Source organism: Pontibacter sp. MBLB2868 (assembly GCF_051904785.1).
GTDB lineage: Bacteria > Bacteroidota > Bacteroidia > Cytophagales > Hymenobacteraceae > Pontibacter.
Map to the genome: position 1 here is coordinate 4,513,785 of NZ_CP196710.1, position 14,578 is coordinate 4,528,362.

A 14,578-nucleotide genomic window follows, 5' to 3' on the forward strand; every position below is an offset into this window, starting at 1 on the left:
TGAATATCTATCAGTTGCCGGTAATCCTGCTGATCAGGTAATTAACCCCCGGTACTATAGCCATAACAGTAAATCCTATCAAAACGAAAAAGACAAAAAAGGAACGCATCCAGTTTATAAGAAAGCCGGAGCTGATTCCGAATGTATAGAGATTTAATGCAGAGGCAAGCAGTAAACTGATTACAGCAATCAGCATAAGCCTGGTCTTCAGGTGCGGATAAAGATTGTTTCTCATTAGCCAGTTATTATGAAGCAAAGGTACAGCTTTGTAAAGATTTATATAGCAGGAGTACCTTTTTGTGTGTTCACTTCTTCAGAAGCCTGTTACAAGGTGGGGCATATTTTAACTCTAAACAAATTGCCGTCGTACATTGAGTAGGATGCTGCTGTACAATAGCGGAACATGCCAATTATGTTAAACAGGAAACCGACACTACAATGAATAAAAATAAATTAAAGAATACCATACTAACCATAACACTGGCCGGAGTTGCAACGATAGGATTCAGTGCTTGTGATAAAGGCACGGAGCCTGGTGAAACAAATGTTGAACGTAGCGAGATAAAAGATGCTGGAGAGCTTGTCGGGGACGATGATGAAACGAAGCGCACAAGCGATACAACCAACCTTGAGAAATATTACGATGATGCCGACCATGAGAATCATGAGGATAATACGGATGAAGCGATCGGTGATGGCGCCTATGATGGCAAAGGAGATGGTGTAAATCGAGATGAAGTACAATAAGCTTTAAACCTTAATGAAAGAAAGAGCGCCCCTGCAGTATTGTTGCAGGGGCGCTCTTTCTTTAAGGGTTTCTGTTACTTAATTAAAAACAAATCCACTTGGCGCTATACCAGCTTTAAATGTACCGGCCTGGACGCCGGCGGGGGTAAAAATATAAACGGTTCCATCACCTTTAAAGCCATTTGCATCGCCTCCGTAAAGATTACCTGTTGCCGGATCTACACTAAGTCCATAAAAGCTTTTGTTGATAAACATGCTGTGGCTAAGGCTGTTGGCGGTAGTGCTTTGCTGGTATACCTGGCCATCATAGTTATAGTACAACATGCCGGACGTTTTGTTTATTACCAGTCTATCTGCCATTGCTGTGGTATTGGGGAATGTAAAGGTGTTTACAACAGTGCCTGTGGAGATGTTGATCTTGCTTAAAGCGCCTGCCGTATAAGCTGACTCAGGTAAAGCCCAGTCTTTGTTGCCAGAGCTTAGAACCCAAAGCATGTTGTTTGTATCAAGTACCAGGCTATTAGGCCCAAAGGTAACCGGTATTGTTTTTTCAACAGCATCTGTGGTCGTATTAATAACCGAAATTGTATTTCCTCCCGAGTTGGTTACATAAACTTTGCCGCCGCTAATGAGCAGGTGCTCAGGCTGAACTCCTACTGTAATCGTTTTTAAAACAGTGTTCGTTTTAAGATCAATCACAGATACCCGCCCGTTGTTGTAGCTATAATCAGCGTTAGCAGGTAACCATTCAGTTACATATGCCTTATCATTTACCGCAGCTACATAGCGTGGAGCACTTAAGCCCTCTATAACTCCCCCCGACTTAAAGGTAGATGCGTTCACAACCTCAATCTTATTGCTGTTGTTGGCAACTACATACGCGCGGTTATCATGGATCATCATATCCTGCACCACATCGCCAAGAGGGCGGCCTTCATTTTCTTTGCTGAAAACATCGGTATGCACCTCCTGCGTGGTAGTTTTATAAAATGAAACAGAGCCATTGGGAGTCCCAAAGTTGCCCTCGTTTATTACAAATACGCCATCTTCGGTGTAAGTGCCTGCCGGGGCATCTGTAGCCTCGTCGCAGCTAGTGAGGGCAAGAGAACCTGTTAGTAATACAGCGCATGCAAACAGCCTGTGGAAAAAGTTACTTTTTTTCATGAATTTAAGAGAAGAATTTAACTATGGAATAAGAAAGCGAATGCTAAATGTGTAGCCCCTTGGAGGCATGGCCCGATAAGCCATTGTCTGATACACTGTGTTTGTTACATTATCAGATCTCAAACTAAGGACAAGCCTGTTAGGCCCCACTGAAAGCTCTTTACTTAGCGCCAGGTTCAGGAGCATGAAACTGTTCAGGTAGCCTGATTCAGAATTGCTGGTATACCGGAGCCCGGTAAAGTTCAGGTCGCCTGAAACGGTAAGTTGTTTATACTTTATACTTGCGTTAAGTATAGCTTTATGATGGGGCACATACATGAGTTGCTTTCCTTTATCGCCGGTTCCCTCATAAACCTTCGCCTGTTCCGAAGAGGTATAAGTATAGCCGGCAGCGCCTGATAAAGTAAACTCGCCACGTTTCATTGTAGCTTGCGTACTTAGCTCCATGCCTTTGGATATAACCTGTTGCAGATTAGTTGGTCGCCACTGGCCTCTTGCGTTGGGGCTCCATTGTATCCAGTCATCAATCTGCATGAAATAAGACGTTGCTTCAGTTTCCAGAAGAAAGAAGTTGCCCGGCACCAGCACATGCCGCAAGCCGCTTTCGTAACTCCAGCCCTGTTCGGGTTTTAAGGAGGGGTTGCCGGCACCTTGCCAAAACCGATCATTAAGCGTGGGTACTCTGTAACTGCCGGAGGCGCTGCCTTTCAGGGAGAGTTGGTGAGTATTGTTATTGTAGAACTTCCATTCCACACCCATTGCAGGTGTTGGGTGTGGGTTATAACCTTCAACAAAAGCCTGGCGCAGGTTTAGGCTAAGTTTTAGCTGTTTTACCGGATCAAACCGAAAGAGAGCAAAAGCAGAGGCTCTGTTTTCATCTTTGACACCAGCATAGCCATCATTTTCTGCTATGAAGCGTTGCAGATTAAATCCTCCTCGTAAACTCCACTTATCAGCACGAGTATAAGTTTGCTCTGCCTGTAGCTGATATGTGGCCACATCCGCTTCCGAATTAGTTGAGAGGTCGGTATAGTTTAAGTAGTCGTTAAAGTAAGCGGCTTTTATACTGGTCTGCCCGAAGTGGCTGTCGTGGGTAAGCAATGACATAAGGCGCAGGCTCTTATCCTGTTGTGTAGCATTGTTGTAAACAGAGCCCATAGCAGGCTGTATCTCACGATCAGAAATAGTATACCAGCCGTGTATGGCAACCGTTGTGCGGGAATTAACCAGCCAGCTAATATCCTGGGTAAATCCGTGCTGAACTACAGCAGCGTTGGTCTGTTTTACTTCCGGGGTGCCATACCGGGACAGGTCATTGTATTTGAAATCGTTTTCTGCAGATCTGCCATAAGCGCTGGCACCTATCCGTACTTTATCATTGCTGTAACTCACGTTGCCGCTACCAAAACCACGGTGAAAGCTGCCAGCTTCTAACTGAATATCAGCTGCCAGTCCTCTGTTGTCATTAACCGGAGAAGAGAGCAGAACTGCACCGCCAATGGCCCCGCTACCATAAACAGCGGCCGCTGACCCGTATTGTAAGGCCACACCACCAAAACCGCTCACGGGCAATGTAGAGAAATCAGTTTGCCCTAAAACAGGAGAGGAGATGTGTAACCCATTCCAGAGTACTGCTGTTTGAGAGGCGTTTGTACCCCTGAAAGCGGCTGTGGAGATTCCGCTGATGCCATAGCTCTTAAAGTAAACCGGAGTGCGCGCTTGTAAAGCATCAGCCAGCGAACTGGAAGCATGGTGGCTGAGGTAAGTACTATCCAGATGCGCAACGTGGCTTCCTGCTGAAAATACTTCAGCGGGTTTGCCAAATACTTCTACTATGTGTAACTGGTGTAGGGTAGTATCCTGCTGTTGCGCCATGGCAACAGGTGCCAGCAAGCTACAGCAGGCTATCAGCCATACTTCAGAAAATAAGAATTTTGCCAATGTTCCGTTTGCTTTAGTCCCGAAGCATGCCGGCAAGTAAAAAAGAGGTAACAGCAAACGCAGTTTCAGCGGTGGCCGTGCAGCTTTTTACCCGAAAGCATACGACAAATCAGTGTCGGACTGGCAGGTCTCCTGGCTCTCTTCGGTTAGTCCGCCTTCCCATACTGCGGGTGCAATACAGTGGCCGTTGGTGTTGGGCTAACTTTTTTGTGAAGATGACAGTTGCGGGAACAGCGCAGGATTTACACCTGCTTCCCTTTTAAGGCAATAACCACGGCAGTAGTTACAGCCACCAATCAGGTGCAAAATTAGTGATTAATTCGGAATGCGTAATCAATAATGACTGGAATCTGATAAAGAGCTACTGAATGGGAAACGTAAAACAGGGCGTTCTACGTAAAGAGGGTCGTGTTAAGTATACTTATAAATGTCTGTTAACCTCTGATGACAAAGCTGCCCAAATCGTTTTATACCCGCCCTAATGTAGTTCAAATTGCCCGGGAGTTGCTTGGCAAATACGTCTACACATGTATTGATGGTATGCTGACTGGTGGCATGATCGTGGAAACAGAGGCTTATGCAGGAGAAAATGATCAGGCTTGCCATGCGCATCTTAACCGGCGCACACAGCGAACGGAGATCATGTACCACGAAGGCGGTGTAGCTTATGTGTACCTGGTTTATGGTATTTACCACCTGTTCAACATCATCACAAACATAAAGGACCGGGCAGACGCTGTACTTATCAGGGCCATTGAGCCGGAAGTTGGGATAGAGGAAATGCTGCTACGCAGGGACTTCACTACCATAAAACTAAACCTGAGCGCCGGCCCAGGAGTGCTAAGTATAGCACTTGGTATCAATAAGAAACTTTATGGTGCCGACCTGACAGGAGAGACCATCTGGATTGAAGATAAAAAGATCGTCATACCTCATGAAAATATATCCACGGGGCCTCGAATTGGCATAGACTATGCCGGAGAAGATGCTTTGCTGCCCTGGCGTTTTTGGGTGAAAGGCAACAAATGGGTAAGCAGGAAGAAGTGATGTTACTCTTTAGGCGGGAGTAAGGTTTTGAGGGCTAACGGCATGCGTTTTGCCCATGCTGCTTCAAAGTGTTTTGCCTCCGGATCTTTGATCCAGATGAAATCTTTGCCGGCTTTATAGCCTTTTTCTTTAAGCGCAGCTATCATCTCATCAATGCCTGGTTGCAGGCGCTCTTCCAGTTCAATACCGCCGTTGTCTATATAAAAAAACAGCTTTTTCTTTCTGCCTTGGTAATTCCGTACATCTTTTACATAATCGATGTGTTGTATCTTGAAAGCGGGCGACATACAGATAGCTTTTGAAAAGACCTTGGGATACTCCCAGGCCAGCATAAAAGCCATGATTCCGCCGGCAGATGACCCACCGGTAAAAGTATGTTTCCTGCCTTTTTTGGTGCGGTAAGCCTGATCAATGTAGGGTTTAACTGTATTTACAACAAAATCCATGTAAGCATTTCCCTTTTCACCGGGTGTGTATTCATCACTCCTGTCCGGGGTATTATAAATACCAACAATAATAACAGGAGCAATTGCCCCAGCTTTGATCAAACTATCCGCCGTTTCGTCAATCTGCCAGTCAACTCCAAATGAACTGGTAGCGGGGTCAAAAACATTCTGGCCGTCGTGCATGTAAAGCACAGGGTATTTTTTGGTGCTGGTGGCATATCCCGGGGGTAACCACACGATCAGGTCTCTATCTTTGATGCCCTTTCCTGTAAGGTTTTTGTGCAGTTCGGTGGTGCCAGTTACCCCACCTTTTAGTGTTACCGTTTTTTTGTCCAGCCAATACAGCACTTCATTTGTTATGATAGCTTTTTGAGTGGCGTTAAAACGAAAGTTCTGAAGCGCTTTTGCATCGGCATCAGTGCCTTCCCGGTCCCAGGAGCCAAGGGTATACTTGTACTCTACTGTCTGAGGTTCCTGCAGTTCTATTGTCTTGGACCAGGTATGATTGCCTATATATTCCATCCTGGCGGTAGCCGGATCCCAATTGCCCAGTTGCGGTATACTTCCGGTAATATAAACAGTAGTAGTGTCAGCTAATGCAGGTGATTTCATTAAAAACTGAACCTGGAAGGGCTGTTGAGCAACAGCAATGGAACAGCATGATAATAGAACAGCTAATGATAAGAGAAACAGCTTCATGTTTATGGGGTATAAATACCGTGTGAAGAATGATGATCAGTTGTCAAACTAGCTACTACGTGCATCTTTGAGCAAAGCTCTCATTTACTTGTTGAATTGGATAGCAGCATTAACTGAAATTTAAGCAAAAAGCCTGGCAGGTACAACATCTATGCTGTCCCAGCCAGGCTTTTTGCTTAAGCTTTTCGGCTTATCTTTTCTTCTTTACTTTATCCTGCTCGTTGTCGGTTCTGCCTTGAGGAGTTTGTGAGCGCGACAGAGGAGTACTGGTTACGTCTCTGTCCAGGCTGTTCGAAATATCTTTCTTTTTGCCTTCGCTCTTATCCGTAAGGCTAGAGCCTTTGCTTTTATTTTGGTCTTTCATTGCTTTCATAGGTTACTGTGGGTTATTCTTCAGAAGAGTTATTCTTCTTGCTGTTATCGTTTTTACCTGCACTTTGCCATCCTTTACTTTGAGAAGACTTACCCTGATTACTTGCTTTAGCTGTTGTTTTACTTTCTGCATGTGGGGTTGTAGCATCTTTCAAAGAGGCCTGCGTTGCAAGTATACTTCCTTTTTTACCTGCTTCGTAAGATTTCTGTGGGTTACTGGCAAAGCCATGGAATTCCCAGTTTGTTTTTTCTCCTTTCATGGGTAATTATAGTTTTGGGTAAAACATAGTATAGGCTGCTGCTGCAGCTTAAGTTTCAAGAATTCAGCTATCAGGACTTGCCTTTATCGGTGTTTTTGTGGCTTTGGCTGCCAGCCTTAGCATGTCCTTTTGAATCTCCGTGCCAGCCGCGGCCCTGGCTACTTTGAATATTGGTTGTGCTACCACTACTGCTGATTTTCGGGGAGGATGTGCTGTTTTGAGAAGTGGTTTCCCCTTTAATTCCTTTACTAGGTTTCATGGTGCGGGAGGTGTCATTAACATCAGCAGCCATTCTGCTCTGATTCTTGTCTTTGTTGGTCTTCATAGCAATACATAATTTATGAAACAAAGGCCTGCAAAAGAGCAGGCCTACACGGTATTGTACGAAGTAAAGCTGTGGTAGTTGGCAGTAAACTAGTGAATTATACCTTTGTGCAAATTAGCACAAGGGGTTTTTGGTGCATGTCAGTTGTAAAAAATAAGTACATATCACCACCCTCTTTGATGCCTGTTTTTTTACGAATTTCGGCCACTGATTCAGGAAAATTACGGACTGTAATGTTGGCTTTTTTGAGTGGCAGGTGGCGCATCAGTTCCTTTTTATTGTAGCGGCTAAGGCTAAGGCACCGGAAGCTTCTGCCCGGGAAATCAGCCACAAGTATAGGAGATGTGTAAAGGTGGCTGTTTGGGTGGAGCTTGTTCAAATTGTATTGCTGACCCAGGTACCGATAAGCCCCGGCCTTAAGTATGGCAGCATTTGGCTCATAAATATATTCCTGTGGATCGGTGTAGTGAGGCACAGCCTGCTCTTCCTGGGCACTGGTAAAGGAAATTGCTTGGGGGGCAGCATGTGTGCGCAAGTTAATAGCAGTACGCACTACATTTGCTAGTGGTGTTTTAGAAGGCTTTAATAAGTATAGCACCTCTTTTACCTCATTCTGCACTGCCACGACCCATACCTTACTTACATATCCAAGTTGCTCCAGAGCCAAATCAATATCCAGCATGGGAGAGGTTTTTAAAAGGACTGCCTGTGCTTTTTGTAACAGTAGCGGGAGCAGGTGCAGCACATCCGGCTCACAGTCTTGTAATAAGTGCAGCTTTTCATCGCTGCCGCCGCGCCTGGCAGGGTCCAGGTAAATCACATCAGCCTTACTCGAAAAGCGCTCCAGGAAGGTTTCAGCATTACTGTTTATACTTTCAATGTTATTTGCCTGCAGCAGGTTGAAATTGTAGGCGGCTACCTCCTGCAGTTCTGCATTCTGCTCCAGGTGAATCACCTGCTTAAAGCTTTTTGCAAAGAAAAAACTATCTATTCCCAATCCTCCGGTCAGGTCAACAAGCAACTCCCCACTTAGCAGGGATGCTTTAAAAGAGGCTGTTGCCTCAGATGAACTTTGCTCAACTGAAAGCGACACAGGGAAAATAATTTCAGGATGCTGTGCCCAGGACGGCAGCTTTAGCAACGCTTTTTGCCTTGCCTGTATCTGCTGCACAAGTTCAAGCATTGGCAGATGTGGGTATCGGCTGGCCTGAAGCATCAATGCAGCAGGATCTTGTCGTGAGTGCTCCTGAATAAACTGTATTTCCTCTTTCGTGAATTTCCGCATATCTCTTATACACCCTTATGTCGGGAGTGCCTTTTAAAAGCCCTTAAAGGTAGCTATTTATACTTTTATGCTCAGTGGCTGATAAAGATATCAAAGTGTTTTTTAAACAATGCAATTTGTATATGGTTACTAATCAAGTAATTGTAATTATGTAAAACTTAAATGAATTAGCTATGAAGAATTGGACCAAACTTTTGCTACTGGCAATTATGCCTGCCCTGTTTTTTACAAGCTGCGATGACGACGACGATGATCTGGACCTATTGGAAAACACGGCACAGGTGATGGTAATACACGCATCCCCAGATGCACCTGCCGTAGACTTATATGTTGACAATCAGAAAGTAAATCCCAGCGCCCTGAATTATCCTAACAATACCGGTTATCTGGAGCTTGAAGCTGGCACCCGCAATATAAAAGTAACGCCGGCAGGGGCAGATGTTAGCAGTGCCGTAATAAATGCAGATGTTGATTTGGATGAGGATGTAGCTTACTCTGTGTTTGCTGCAGATGTTGTAAGTAGCATTGAGCCTGTTGTGCTTGTGGATAATTTAGCAGAACCAGCTACAGGTAAAGCACATGTGCGCTTTGTACACCTTTCACCGGATGCGCCGACCGTGGATATTGCAGTGCAAAATGGACCGGTACTTTTTTCTGATATAGAATTTAAAGAGGGCACTGCCTTTATGCCTGTTGATGCAGGAACTTATAATCTGGAAGTTAGGCCGGCGGGTTCCACAAGCGTTGTTTTATCACCTACTGTAAACCTGGTTGAAGGGGGCATCTACACGATCTTTGCGAAAGGATTTGTTACCCCTCCATCCGGCAATAGCAATGCCCTGGGTGCAGAAGTGATCGTAAATAATTAAATTCTAGGTTAGTCAAATTGCTGTGAATGCCTGCTTAAATAGTGGGCATTTACAGTTTATAAACTGGTGTTACACAGCTTGAATGATGCATAATTGTTGAACTTGCGCAACAAATTGTGTATTTTTGTGTTTTCATCAGAAAATACAGACATAATGATCGATACACAGCTTAAGTACAAAGTGCGCGATATCTCACTGGCAGAGTGGGGGCGTAAAGAAATAAGACTTGCAGAGGCAGAAATGCCAGGTTTAATGGCTATCCGTGAGGAGTTTGGCCCGAGCAAGCCATTGGCAGGTGCCCGCATCGCTGGCTGCTTACACATGACAATCCAGACAGCAGTTCTAATTGAAACTCTGGTTGAACTGGGTGCAGAAGTTACCTGGTCGTCATGTAATATATTCTCTACCCAGGATCACGCTGCTGCTGCCATTGCTGCCGCAGGTATTTCTGTGTATGCCTGGAAAGGTATGACAGCAGAGGAGTTTGACTGGTGTATTGAGCAAACGCTTTTCTTCGGGGAAGACCGCAAGCCATTGAACATGATCCTTGATGATGGTGGTGACCTGACAAACATGGTGCTTGATAACTATCCGGAACTTGCTTCTGGTATCAAAGGCCTGTCTGAAGAGACTACAACTGGTGTTCACCGCTTGTACGAGCGTATGAAGAACGGTACGCTTACTATGCCTGCCATCAACGTGAACGACTCCGTTACAAAGTCAAAGTTTGATAACAAGTATGGCTGCAAAGAGTCTTTAGTAGATGCTATCCGTCGTGCAACTGACGTGATGATGGCTGGTAAAGTAGCTGTTGTGGCTGGTTACGGTGACGTTGGAAAAGGTTCTGCTGCTTCGCTTAGAGGTGCAGGTGCCCGCGTAATTGTTACCGAGATAGATCCGATATGCGCACTTCAGGCTGCCATGGACGGCTTCGCTGTAAAGAAAATGGCAGATGCTATTAAAGAAGCTGACATTGTAGTAACAGCAACTGGTAACAAAGATATCATCGGTGAGAGCGAATTCCGCTCTTTAAAAGATAAAGCTATCGTTTGTAATATCGGCCACTTCGATAATGAGATCGATATGGCATGGTTGAACAAGGCTTACGGCAATACAAAAGATGTGATCAAGCCACAGGTTGATCTTTATAACATCGAAGGTAAAGATATTATCGTGTTAGCTGAAGGTCGTTTGGTAAACCTTGGTTGTGCTACAGGCCACCCATCTTTTGTTATGTCAAACTCTTTCTCTAACCAGACATTGGCACAGCTAGAGCTTTGGACCAACGCAGATGCTTACGAAAACAAAGTTTATACTTTGCCAAAGCATTTAGATGAAAAAGTAGCTCGTCTTCACCTTTCAAAAATCGGTGTTGAGCTGGATGAACTTACGCCTGACCAGGCCCGCTACATTGGTGTGGAAGTAGAAGGCCCTTATAAGCCAGAATACTACAGATACTAAACCTTAGGGTCTTATATATAAAAGAAAAAGCCGCTGCAGAATTTTCTGCAGCGGCTTTTTCTTTTTAGGGGTAAGGGTCAAGAGTATCTTATTCAGTCATATAATATTGAATTTTGACATTAGTGCCTTTTTGTAAGATTTACCAATAGGAACATCGCCTTTTGCAAATACCACCGAGTTCTCTTCCAGTGCTTCAATTTTATCCAGATTTGCGATATAGGAACGATGTACGCGCACAAAGTTTTGGGAAGGGAGTTTCTGCTCCATGTCTTTCAGGGTAGAGCTCACCAGATATTTTTGTTCAGCGGTAACAATAAAAGAGTAATTGTCATAAGCCTCTACCCAGATTATCTCGCTGTAGTGCACTTTAATGATACGGTGCTTTACCTTAACAAAAATGTAATCTGTAGAAACATCTGCGTCTTTATTGTTTACATGTGAGCCATTCATCTCCTTATCTTCTTTGCCCACATTATCATGTTTATAAAGAGCTATTTCTATGGCTGAGCGCAAACTTTTTTCATCATAAGGTTTCACCAGAAATCCATCAGGCTCTGTTTTCTTAGCCCTGTCTATGGTAGCGTTGTCAGCGTATGCCGTCAGGTATATAAAAGGAATATCAAATTCCTGTCTTATCTGTGAACCGATATCAACGCCGTCATGATCACCGCTGAGATTAATGTCTAGCAGCACCAGGTCGGGCTGCGTCTCACGGATTCTGCTTATGGTATCTTCGCCAGAATCTATTGCACATGTTGTGTAGCCTAATTCTTCTAGACTAGCTGCAAGATCCTCCGCAATGATGACCTCGTCTTCTGAAATAAGGATTTTGGGTTTTGTCATAGCATTAGGTTCTTACGATAAATTTTAAATTATGATGGTAAAACAAAATGTAATATTGATTTTGTTCCATTATTATTAATGAAGCTAATAGTCCCGTTTAGTTTCCTGCTTAATGATGAAACCAGTTGTAATCCAAAGGATTGCGTTCTTTTATAGTCGAAATTTGCAGGTAGGCCTTTACCGTTATCGCTGACAGTTAATATACAATGGTGGGCCGCTAATTGTTCTAAAACAATACTTAACAGTCCTTTTCCCTTACAATCAGGGAATGCATACTTTAACGAATTGGAAACAAGTTCGTTTACAATTAATCCTAAAGTTATTGCAGTATCTATATCTACTCTTATGGCAGGTACCTGTAACTCAAGTAAAACATCCTCCTGCGTAAACCCATAGGCTTCGTATAAACTCTGGCAAATACTCATAAAATAGTCGTCCAGATCTATCTGGTCCAGGTCCTCGAGGCGATAGAGGCGCTCATGCAGGATAGCCATGGAGCGCACCCTGCTTCTGATGGCACGCATCACATCTACAGCCTGCGGGTCGTTTACGTGGCGTGCCTGCAGGTTTAACATACTGATCACGATCTGGAGGTTGTTCTTAACCCTATGATGTATTTCCTGGAGCAACATCTCTTTTTCCCTGTTCTTCCTTTCCAAAAGTCTGGTCCGGTGGTTAACCCGCATTTCCAGCAGCGTGTTCATCTTTACCAGGCTCCTCTCGCGCAACCTGACAATGCTAAGCACTGAGCCGGCTAATATGAGCAGCAATACCCCGATAAACCATTCGCGCCGCCAGATAGGGGGAACAATAGAGAAGGTATAAAGTAAAGGTTGCGGTGTCCAGTAGCCGTCATTGTTCTGTGCATGGAGCTCAAAGGTGTAGGTGCCGGGATTAAGGTTGGCATAGGTAGCAAACGATTGATCTGTGGCCGGAGACCATTGTTTTTCATAGCCCTTCAGACGGTGTTTATACTTTACTTTGTCTGGCCCTGAGAGGCAGATGGCATGAAAGTCAAAGGTAAGGTGGTTTTGTGTATGCGGCAGCTTCAGGTTAACCGGGAGACCGGAGAGAGTGTCCACGGCAAATCCTAACTTTTCCCAATTGGTAGGCTTCTGATACAACATGATATCAGTCAAGGCTAATTCCGGGTATACCTTATTTCTTCTGTCCAGAGAAGGCAGGTACTTGGTAAGGCCTTTTGTAGTGCCAAACCACACACTGCCATCCGGGGTTTGAGTGATGGCATTATAGCAGATCTCAATTCCTTTAAAACCATTGGAGCCAGCATAGCTTCTGTAATTAAGCCGGCCATTCTGACGTAGTATAGGTAACCGGACCTTTAACACATCGCGGCTGGTGCCTACCCACAGGTTATCGCTGGCATCAACAAAAAGCCCTTTTATACCTTCGTTTGGCAACCCATCGGACGCATTAAACAGCTTGGGCTTTTGCCAGGCTTCATTTAAAACTATAATGCCATAGTTAAAGCCCCCAAAATATAAGACACCTGCTTTGTCCTCTACAATAGAGACAACGTCTTCAAAATGAAACTGGTCCAGCTCCGGCACTTTCGTCAGCTTATTATTCTTTAGCTGGTAAATACCGCTGATGGATCCAAACCAGATGCGGTTTTTACTGTCCTGGAAAACCTGATATATTTTTTCAGAGGGTTGCGCATTATCTGGGGTGTAGTTGGTGAATTTGCCTTTGTTGAAGCAAGTGGCACCATTTGCCGTAGCTATCCAAATATTTCCTTTGGTATCCGATGTGCAATGGAAAGCCTCGTTCGCGGGCAACCCGTCTTTCATCGTATATTGGATGGTAGAATCAGGGGTAATGTGCCAGACACCATTGCTAGTTGATACCCAAACGTTTTTATCCCCATCCAGCATCAGGATGTGGTTTATAGCTGTACCCTCAGGCCATGCTGTTTTACGGTTCCAGTTCAAATGCCCACCACTCATATAAGCGGTGGTGCCTTCGTCGGTACCCAACCAGATAGTGCCTTTAGAATCTTCGGACAAAGCAGTTACTCTGGGCTCTGATATATCGCCTGACTCAAAATAATGAACGAACCAAGGCGACATGTACTGCTGCAGCCCATACCCGTTCATCCCGATCCATACATTGCCTTCATTGTCTGTTGCTAACGTATTAACCCTTCTTGACCGCAAGCCATTCAGGCGCGTGATGTGCGTATACGATTTGCCATCGTACTTTACGATACCATTCTGGCGCAGAGCTATCCAAAGATTGTTATAAGCATCAATCACAAAGCTTGTGACTGCCAGGTTAGACCCGGTTATGGGAAGTGGGAAATACGCAAGGGAGTCCTGCTTTATCTGAGCCACACCAGCATCTGTTCCGATCCAAACAGTTTTGTCGTTGGTCTGGATCAAACTACTTATGCTATTGCTGGGTAGCGCACTGTTCTCTGTTTTGTAGTTTGTAGCGGAGCCGGAATTAGTGATCTTATAGAGCCCATTAGTGGCTGACCCCGTCCAGATAGTACCATTGGGTAGAAGCAGGAGCGAAGTATAAGCTTGTTCGGGCAAGGCATTATACTTTACAAATCCTTCTAAATTGCCATAGAAAAGCCCCTTTTCAGTTGCAAGCCATATTCTCCCCATTTTATCTTCTGCCACAGCAAAAATGGTTTTGATAGGCAATGCCTCTTTTTGATCATATCTAAAAAAGGAGCGGCCCGTGTAGCGCGTAAGACCATGGTCTGTGGAACCAATCCAGATATTATTGCGGCTATCCTGAAAAAGACATGAGACATTGTTGCTGCTAAGGCCTTCTTCTTTAGTGTAGGTAATAAAGTCTTTCCCGTTAAACCGGCTGATGCCCCCCCTGGTTGCCACCCAAAGTTGCCCATCGTGGTCCTGGAGTACATCGTTTACCTGCGATTGAGGTAAACCTTGTTCAAGTGTCCAGTTCCGGAAGTTATATTGTTGTGCAGATGCCGCATTAAACAACAGGAGCAAACAAAATAGTAAAAGGAAGCGCATATATTACATCAAAGCCATTACAGTTTTGTCTCCGGCTTACAAATTCATTTGTAATCAAGGAGATAAGGGTAAATAATGCTTACGGTGTATACGCTAAAAAGTACG

The 14,578-nt window shown here is 44.6% G+C and carries 14 protein-coding genes and 1 riboswitch; of the genes, 4 read left to right on the forward strand and 10 right to left on the reverse strand.

Features of this window, described 5'->3' with window-relative positions:
• Positions 1-10 precede the first annotated feature (10 nt).
• The gene (locus ACSX1A_RS19370) at positions 11-235 is read right to left on the reverse strand and encodes a DUF2798 domain-containing protein (protein WP_439881288.1); all 225 of its coding nucleotides are present in this window, start codon (positions 233-235) and stop codon (positions 11-13) included.
• 203 nt (positions 236-438) lie between these two features.
• Between ACSX1A_RS19370 and ACSX1A_RS19375 the strand changes: the two genes are divergently transcribed.
• Positions 439-747, forward strand: a complete 309-nt coding sequence (locus ACSX1A_RS19375; RefSeq protein WP_439881289.1) for a hypothetical protein — start codon at positions 439-441, stop codon at positions 745-747.
• 78 nt (positions 748-825) lie between these two features.
• Here the strand turns inward: ACSX1A_RS19375 and ACSX1A_RS19380 are convergent, their stop codons facing one another.
• A complete protein-coding gene (locus ACSX1A_RS19380) occupies positions 826-1,911 on the reverse strand; it encodes a YncE family protein (protein WP_439881290.1) in 1,086 nt (361 codons plus the stop codon).
• A gap of 21 nt (positions 1,912-1,932) precedes the next feature.
• Positions 1,933-3,852, reverse strand: a complete 1,920-nt coding sequence (locus ACSX1A_RS19385) for a TonB-dependent receptor plug domain-containing protein (RefSeq protein WP_439881291.1) — start codon at positions 3,850-3,852, stop codon at positions 1,933-1,935.
• Positions 3,853-3,957: 105 nt separating this feature from the next.
• Positions 3,958-4,164, reverse strand: a riboswitch (cobalamin riboswitch).
• Between the two features lie 132 nt (positions 4,165-4,296).
• On the opposite strand from ACSX1A_RS19385, the gene ACSX1A_RS19390 reads away from it, so the two are divergent.
• Positions 4,297-4,899, forward strand: a complete 603-nt coding sequence (locus ACSX1A_RS19390) for a DNA-3-methyladenine glycosylase (RefSeq protein WP_439881292.1) — start codon at positions 4,297-4,299, stop codon at positions 4,897-4,899.
• A 2-nt stretch (positions 4,900-4,901) separates the two neighbouring features.
• Here the strand turns inward: ACSX1A_RS19390 and ACSX1A_RS19395 are convergent, their stop codons facing one another.
• The 5 genes from ACSX1A_RS19395 to ACSX1A_RS19415 form a co-directional block, all read right to left on the reverse strand.
• Positions 4,902-6,044 carry an alpha/beta hydrolase-fold protein gene (locus ACSX1A_RS19395; RefSeq protein WP_439881293.1) on the reverse strand — a complete coding sequence of 381 codons (1,143 nt, stop codon included), beginning with the start codon at positions 6,042-6,044 and terminating at the stop codon, positions 4,902-4,904.
• A 190-nt stretch (positions 6,045-6,234) separates the two neighbouring features.
• Positions 6,235-6,417, reverse strand: coding sequence for a hypothetical protein (locus tag ACSX1A_RS19400; protein ID WP_439881294.1), 183 nt, complete (start codon positions 6,415-6,417; stop codon positions 6,235-6,237).
• A gap of 13 nt (positions 6,418-6,430) precedes the next feature.
• The gene (locus tag ACSX1A_RS19405) at positions 6,431-6,676 is read right to left on the reverse strand and encodes a hypothetical protein (protein ID WP_439881295.1); all 246 of its coding nucleotides are present in this window, start codon (positions 6,674-6,676) and stop codon (positions 6,431-6,433) included.
• A gap of 70 nt (positions 6,677-6,746) precedes the next feature.
• On the reverse strand, positions 6,747-7,001 hold the full coding sequence (locus ACSX1A_RS19410; protein ID WP_439881296.1) for a hypothetical protein: 255 nt from the start codon (positions 6,999-7,001) through the stop codon (positions 6,747-6,749).
• A 97-nt stretch (positions 7,002-7,098) separates the two neighbouring features.
• The gene (locus ACSX1A_RS19415) at positions 7,099-8,286 is read right to left on the reverse strand and encodes a THUMP-like domain-containing protein (protein ID WP_439881297.1); all 1,188 of its coding nucleotides are present in this window, start codon (positions 8,284-8,286) and stop codon (positions 7,099-7,101) included.
• A gap of 173 nt (positions 8,287-8,459) precedes the next feature.
• On the opposite strand from ACSX1A_RS19415, the gene ACSX1A_RS19420 reads away from it, so the two are divergent.
• Together ACSX1A_RS19420 and ahcY are read left to right on the forward strand one after the other, a co-directional pair.
• Entirely contained in the window at positions 8,460-9,155 is a 696-nt protein-coding gene (locus ACSX1A_RS19420; RefSeq protein WP_439881298.1) for a DUF4397 domain-containing protein, read from the forward strand.
• A gap of 153 nt (positions 9,156-9,308) precedes the next feature.
• Positions 9,309-10,616, forward strand: a complete 1,308-nt coding sequence (gene ahcY, locus ACSX1A_RS19425) for an adenosylhomocysteinase (RefSeq protein ID WP_439881299.1) — start codon at positions 9,309-9,311, stop codon at positions 10,614-10,616.
• A gap of 96 nt (positions 10,617-10,712) precedes the next feature.
• On the opposite strand, the gene ACSX1A_RS19430 is transcribed toward ahcY, so the two are convergent.
• Both ACSX1A_RS19430 and ACSX1A_RS19435 read right to left on the reverse strand, forming a co-directional pair.
• Entirely contained in the window at positions 10,713-11,459 is a 747-nt protein-coding gene (locus ACSX1A_RS19430; protein WP_439881300.1) for a LytR/AlgR family response regulator transcription factor, read from the reverse strand.
• A gap of 29 nt (positions 11,460-11,488) precedes the next feature.
• The gene (locus tag ACSX1A_RS19435; RefSeq protein ID WP_439881301.1) at positions 11,489-14,473 is read right to left on the reverse strand and encodes a two-component regulator propeller domain-containing protein; all 2,985 of its coding nucleotides are present in this window, start codon (positions 14,471-14,473) and stop codon (positions 11,489-11,491) included.
• Positions 14,474-14,578 lie beyond the last annotated feature (105 nt).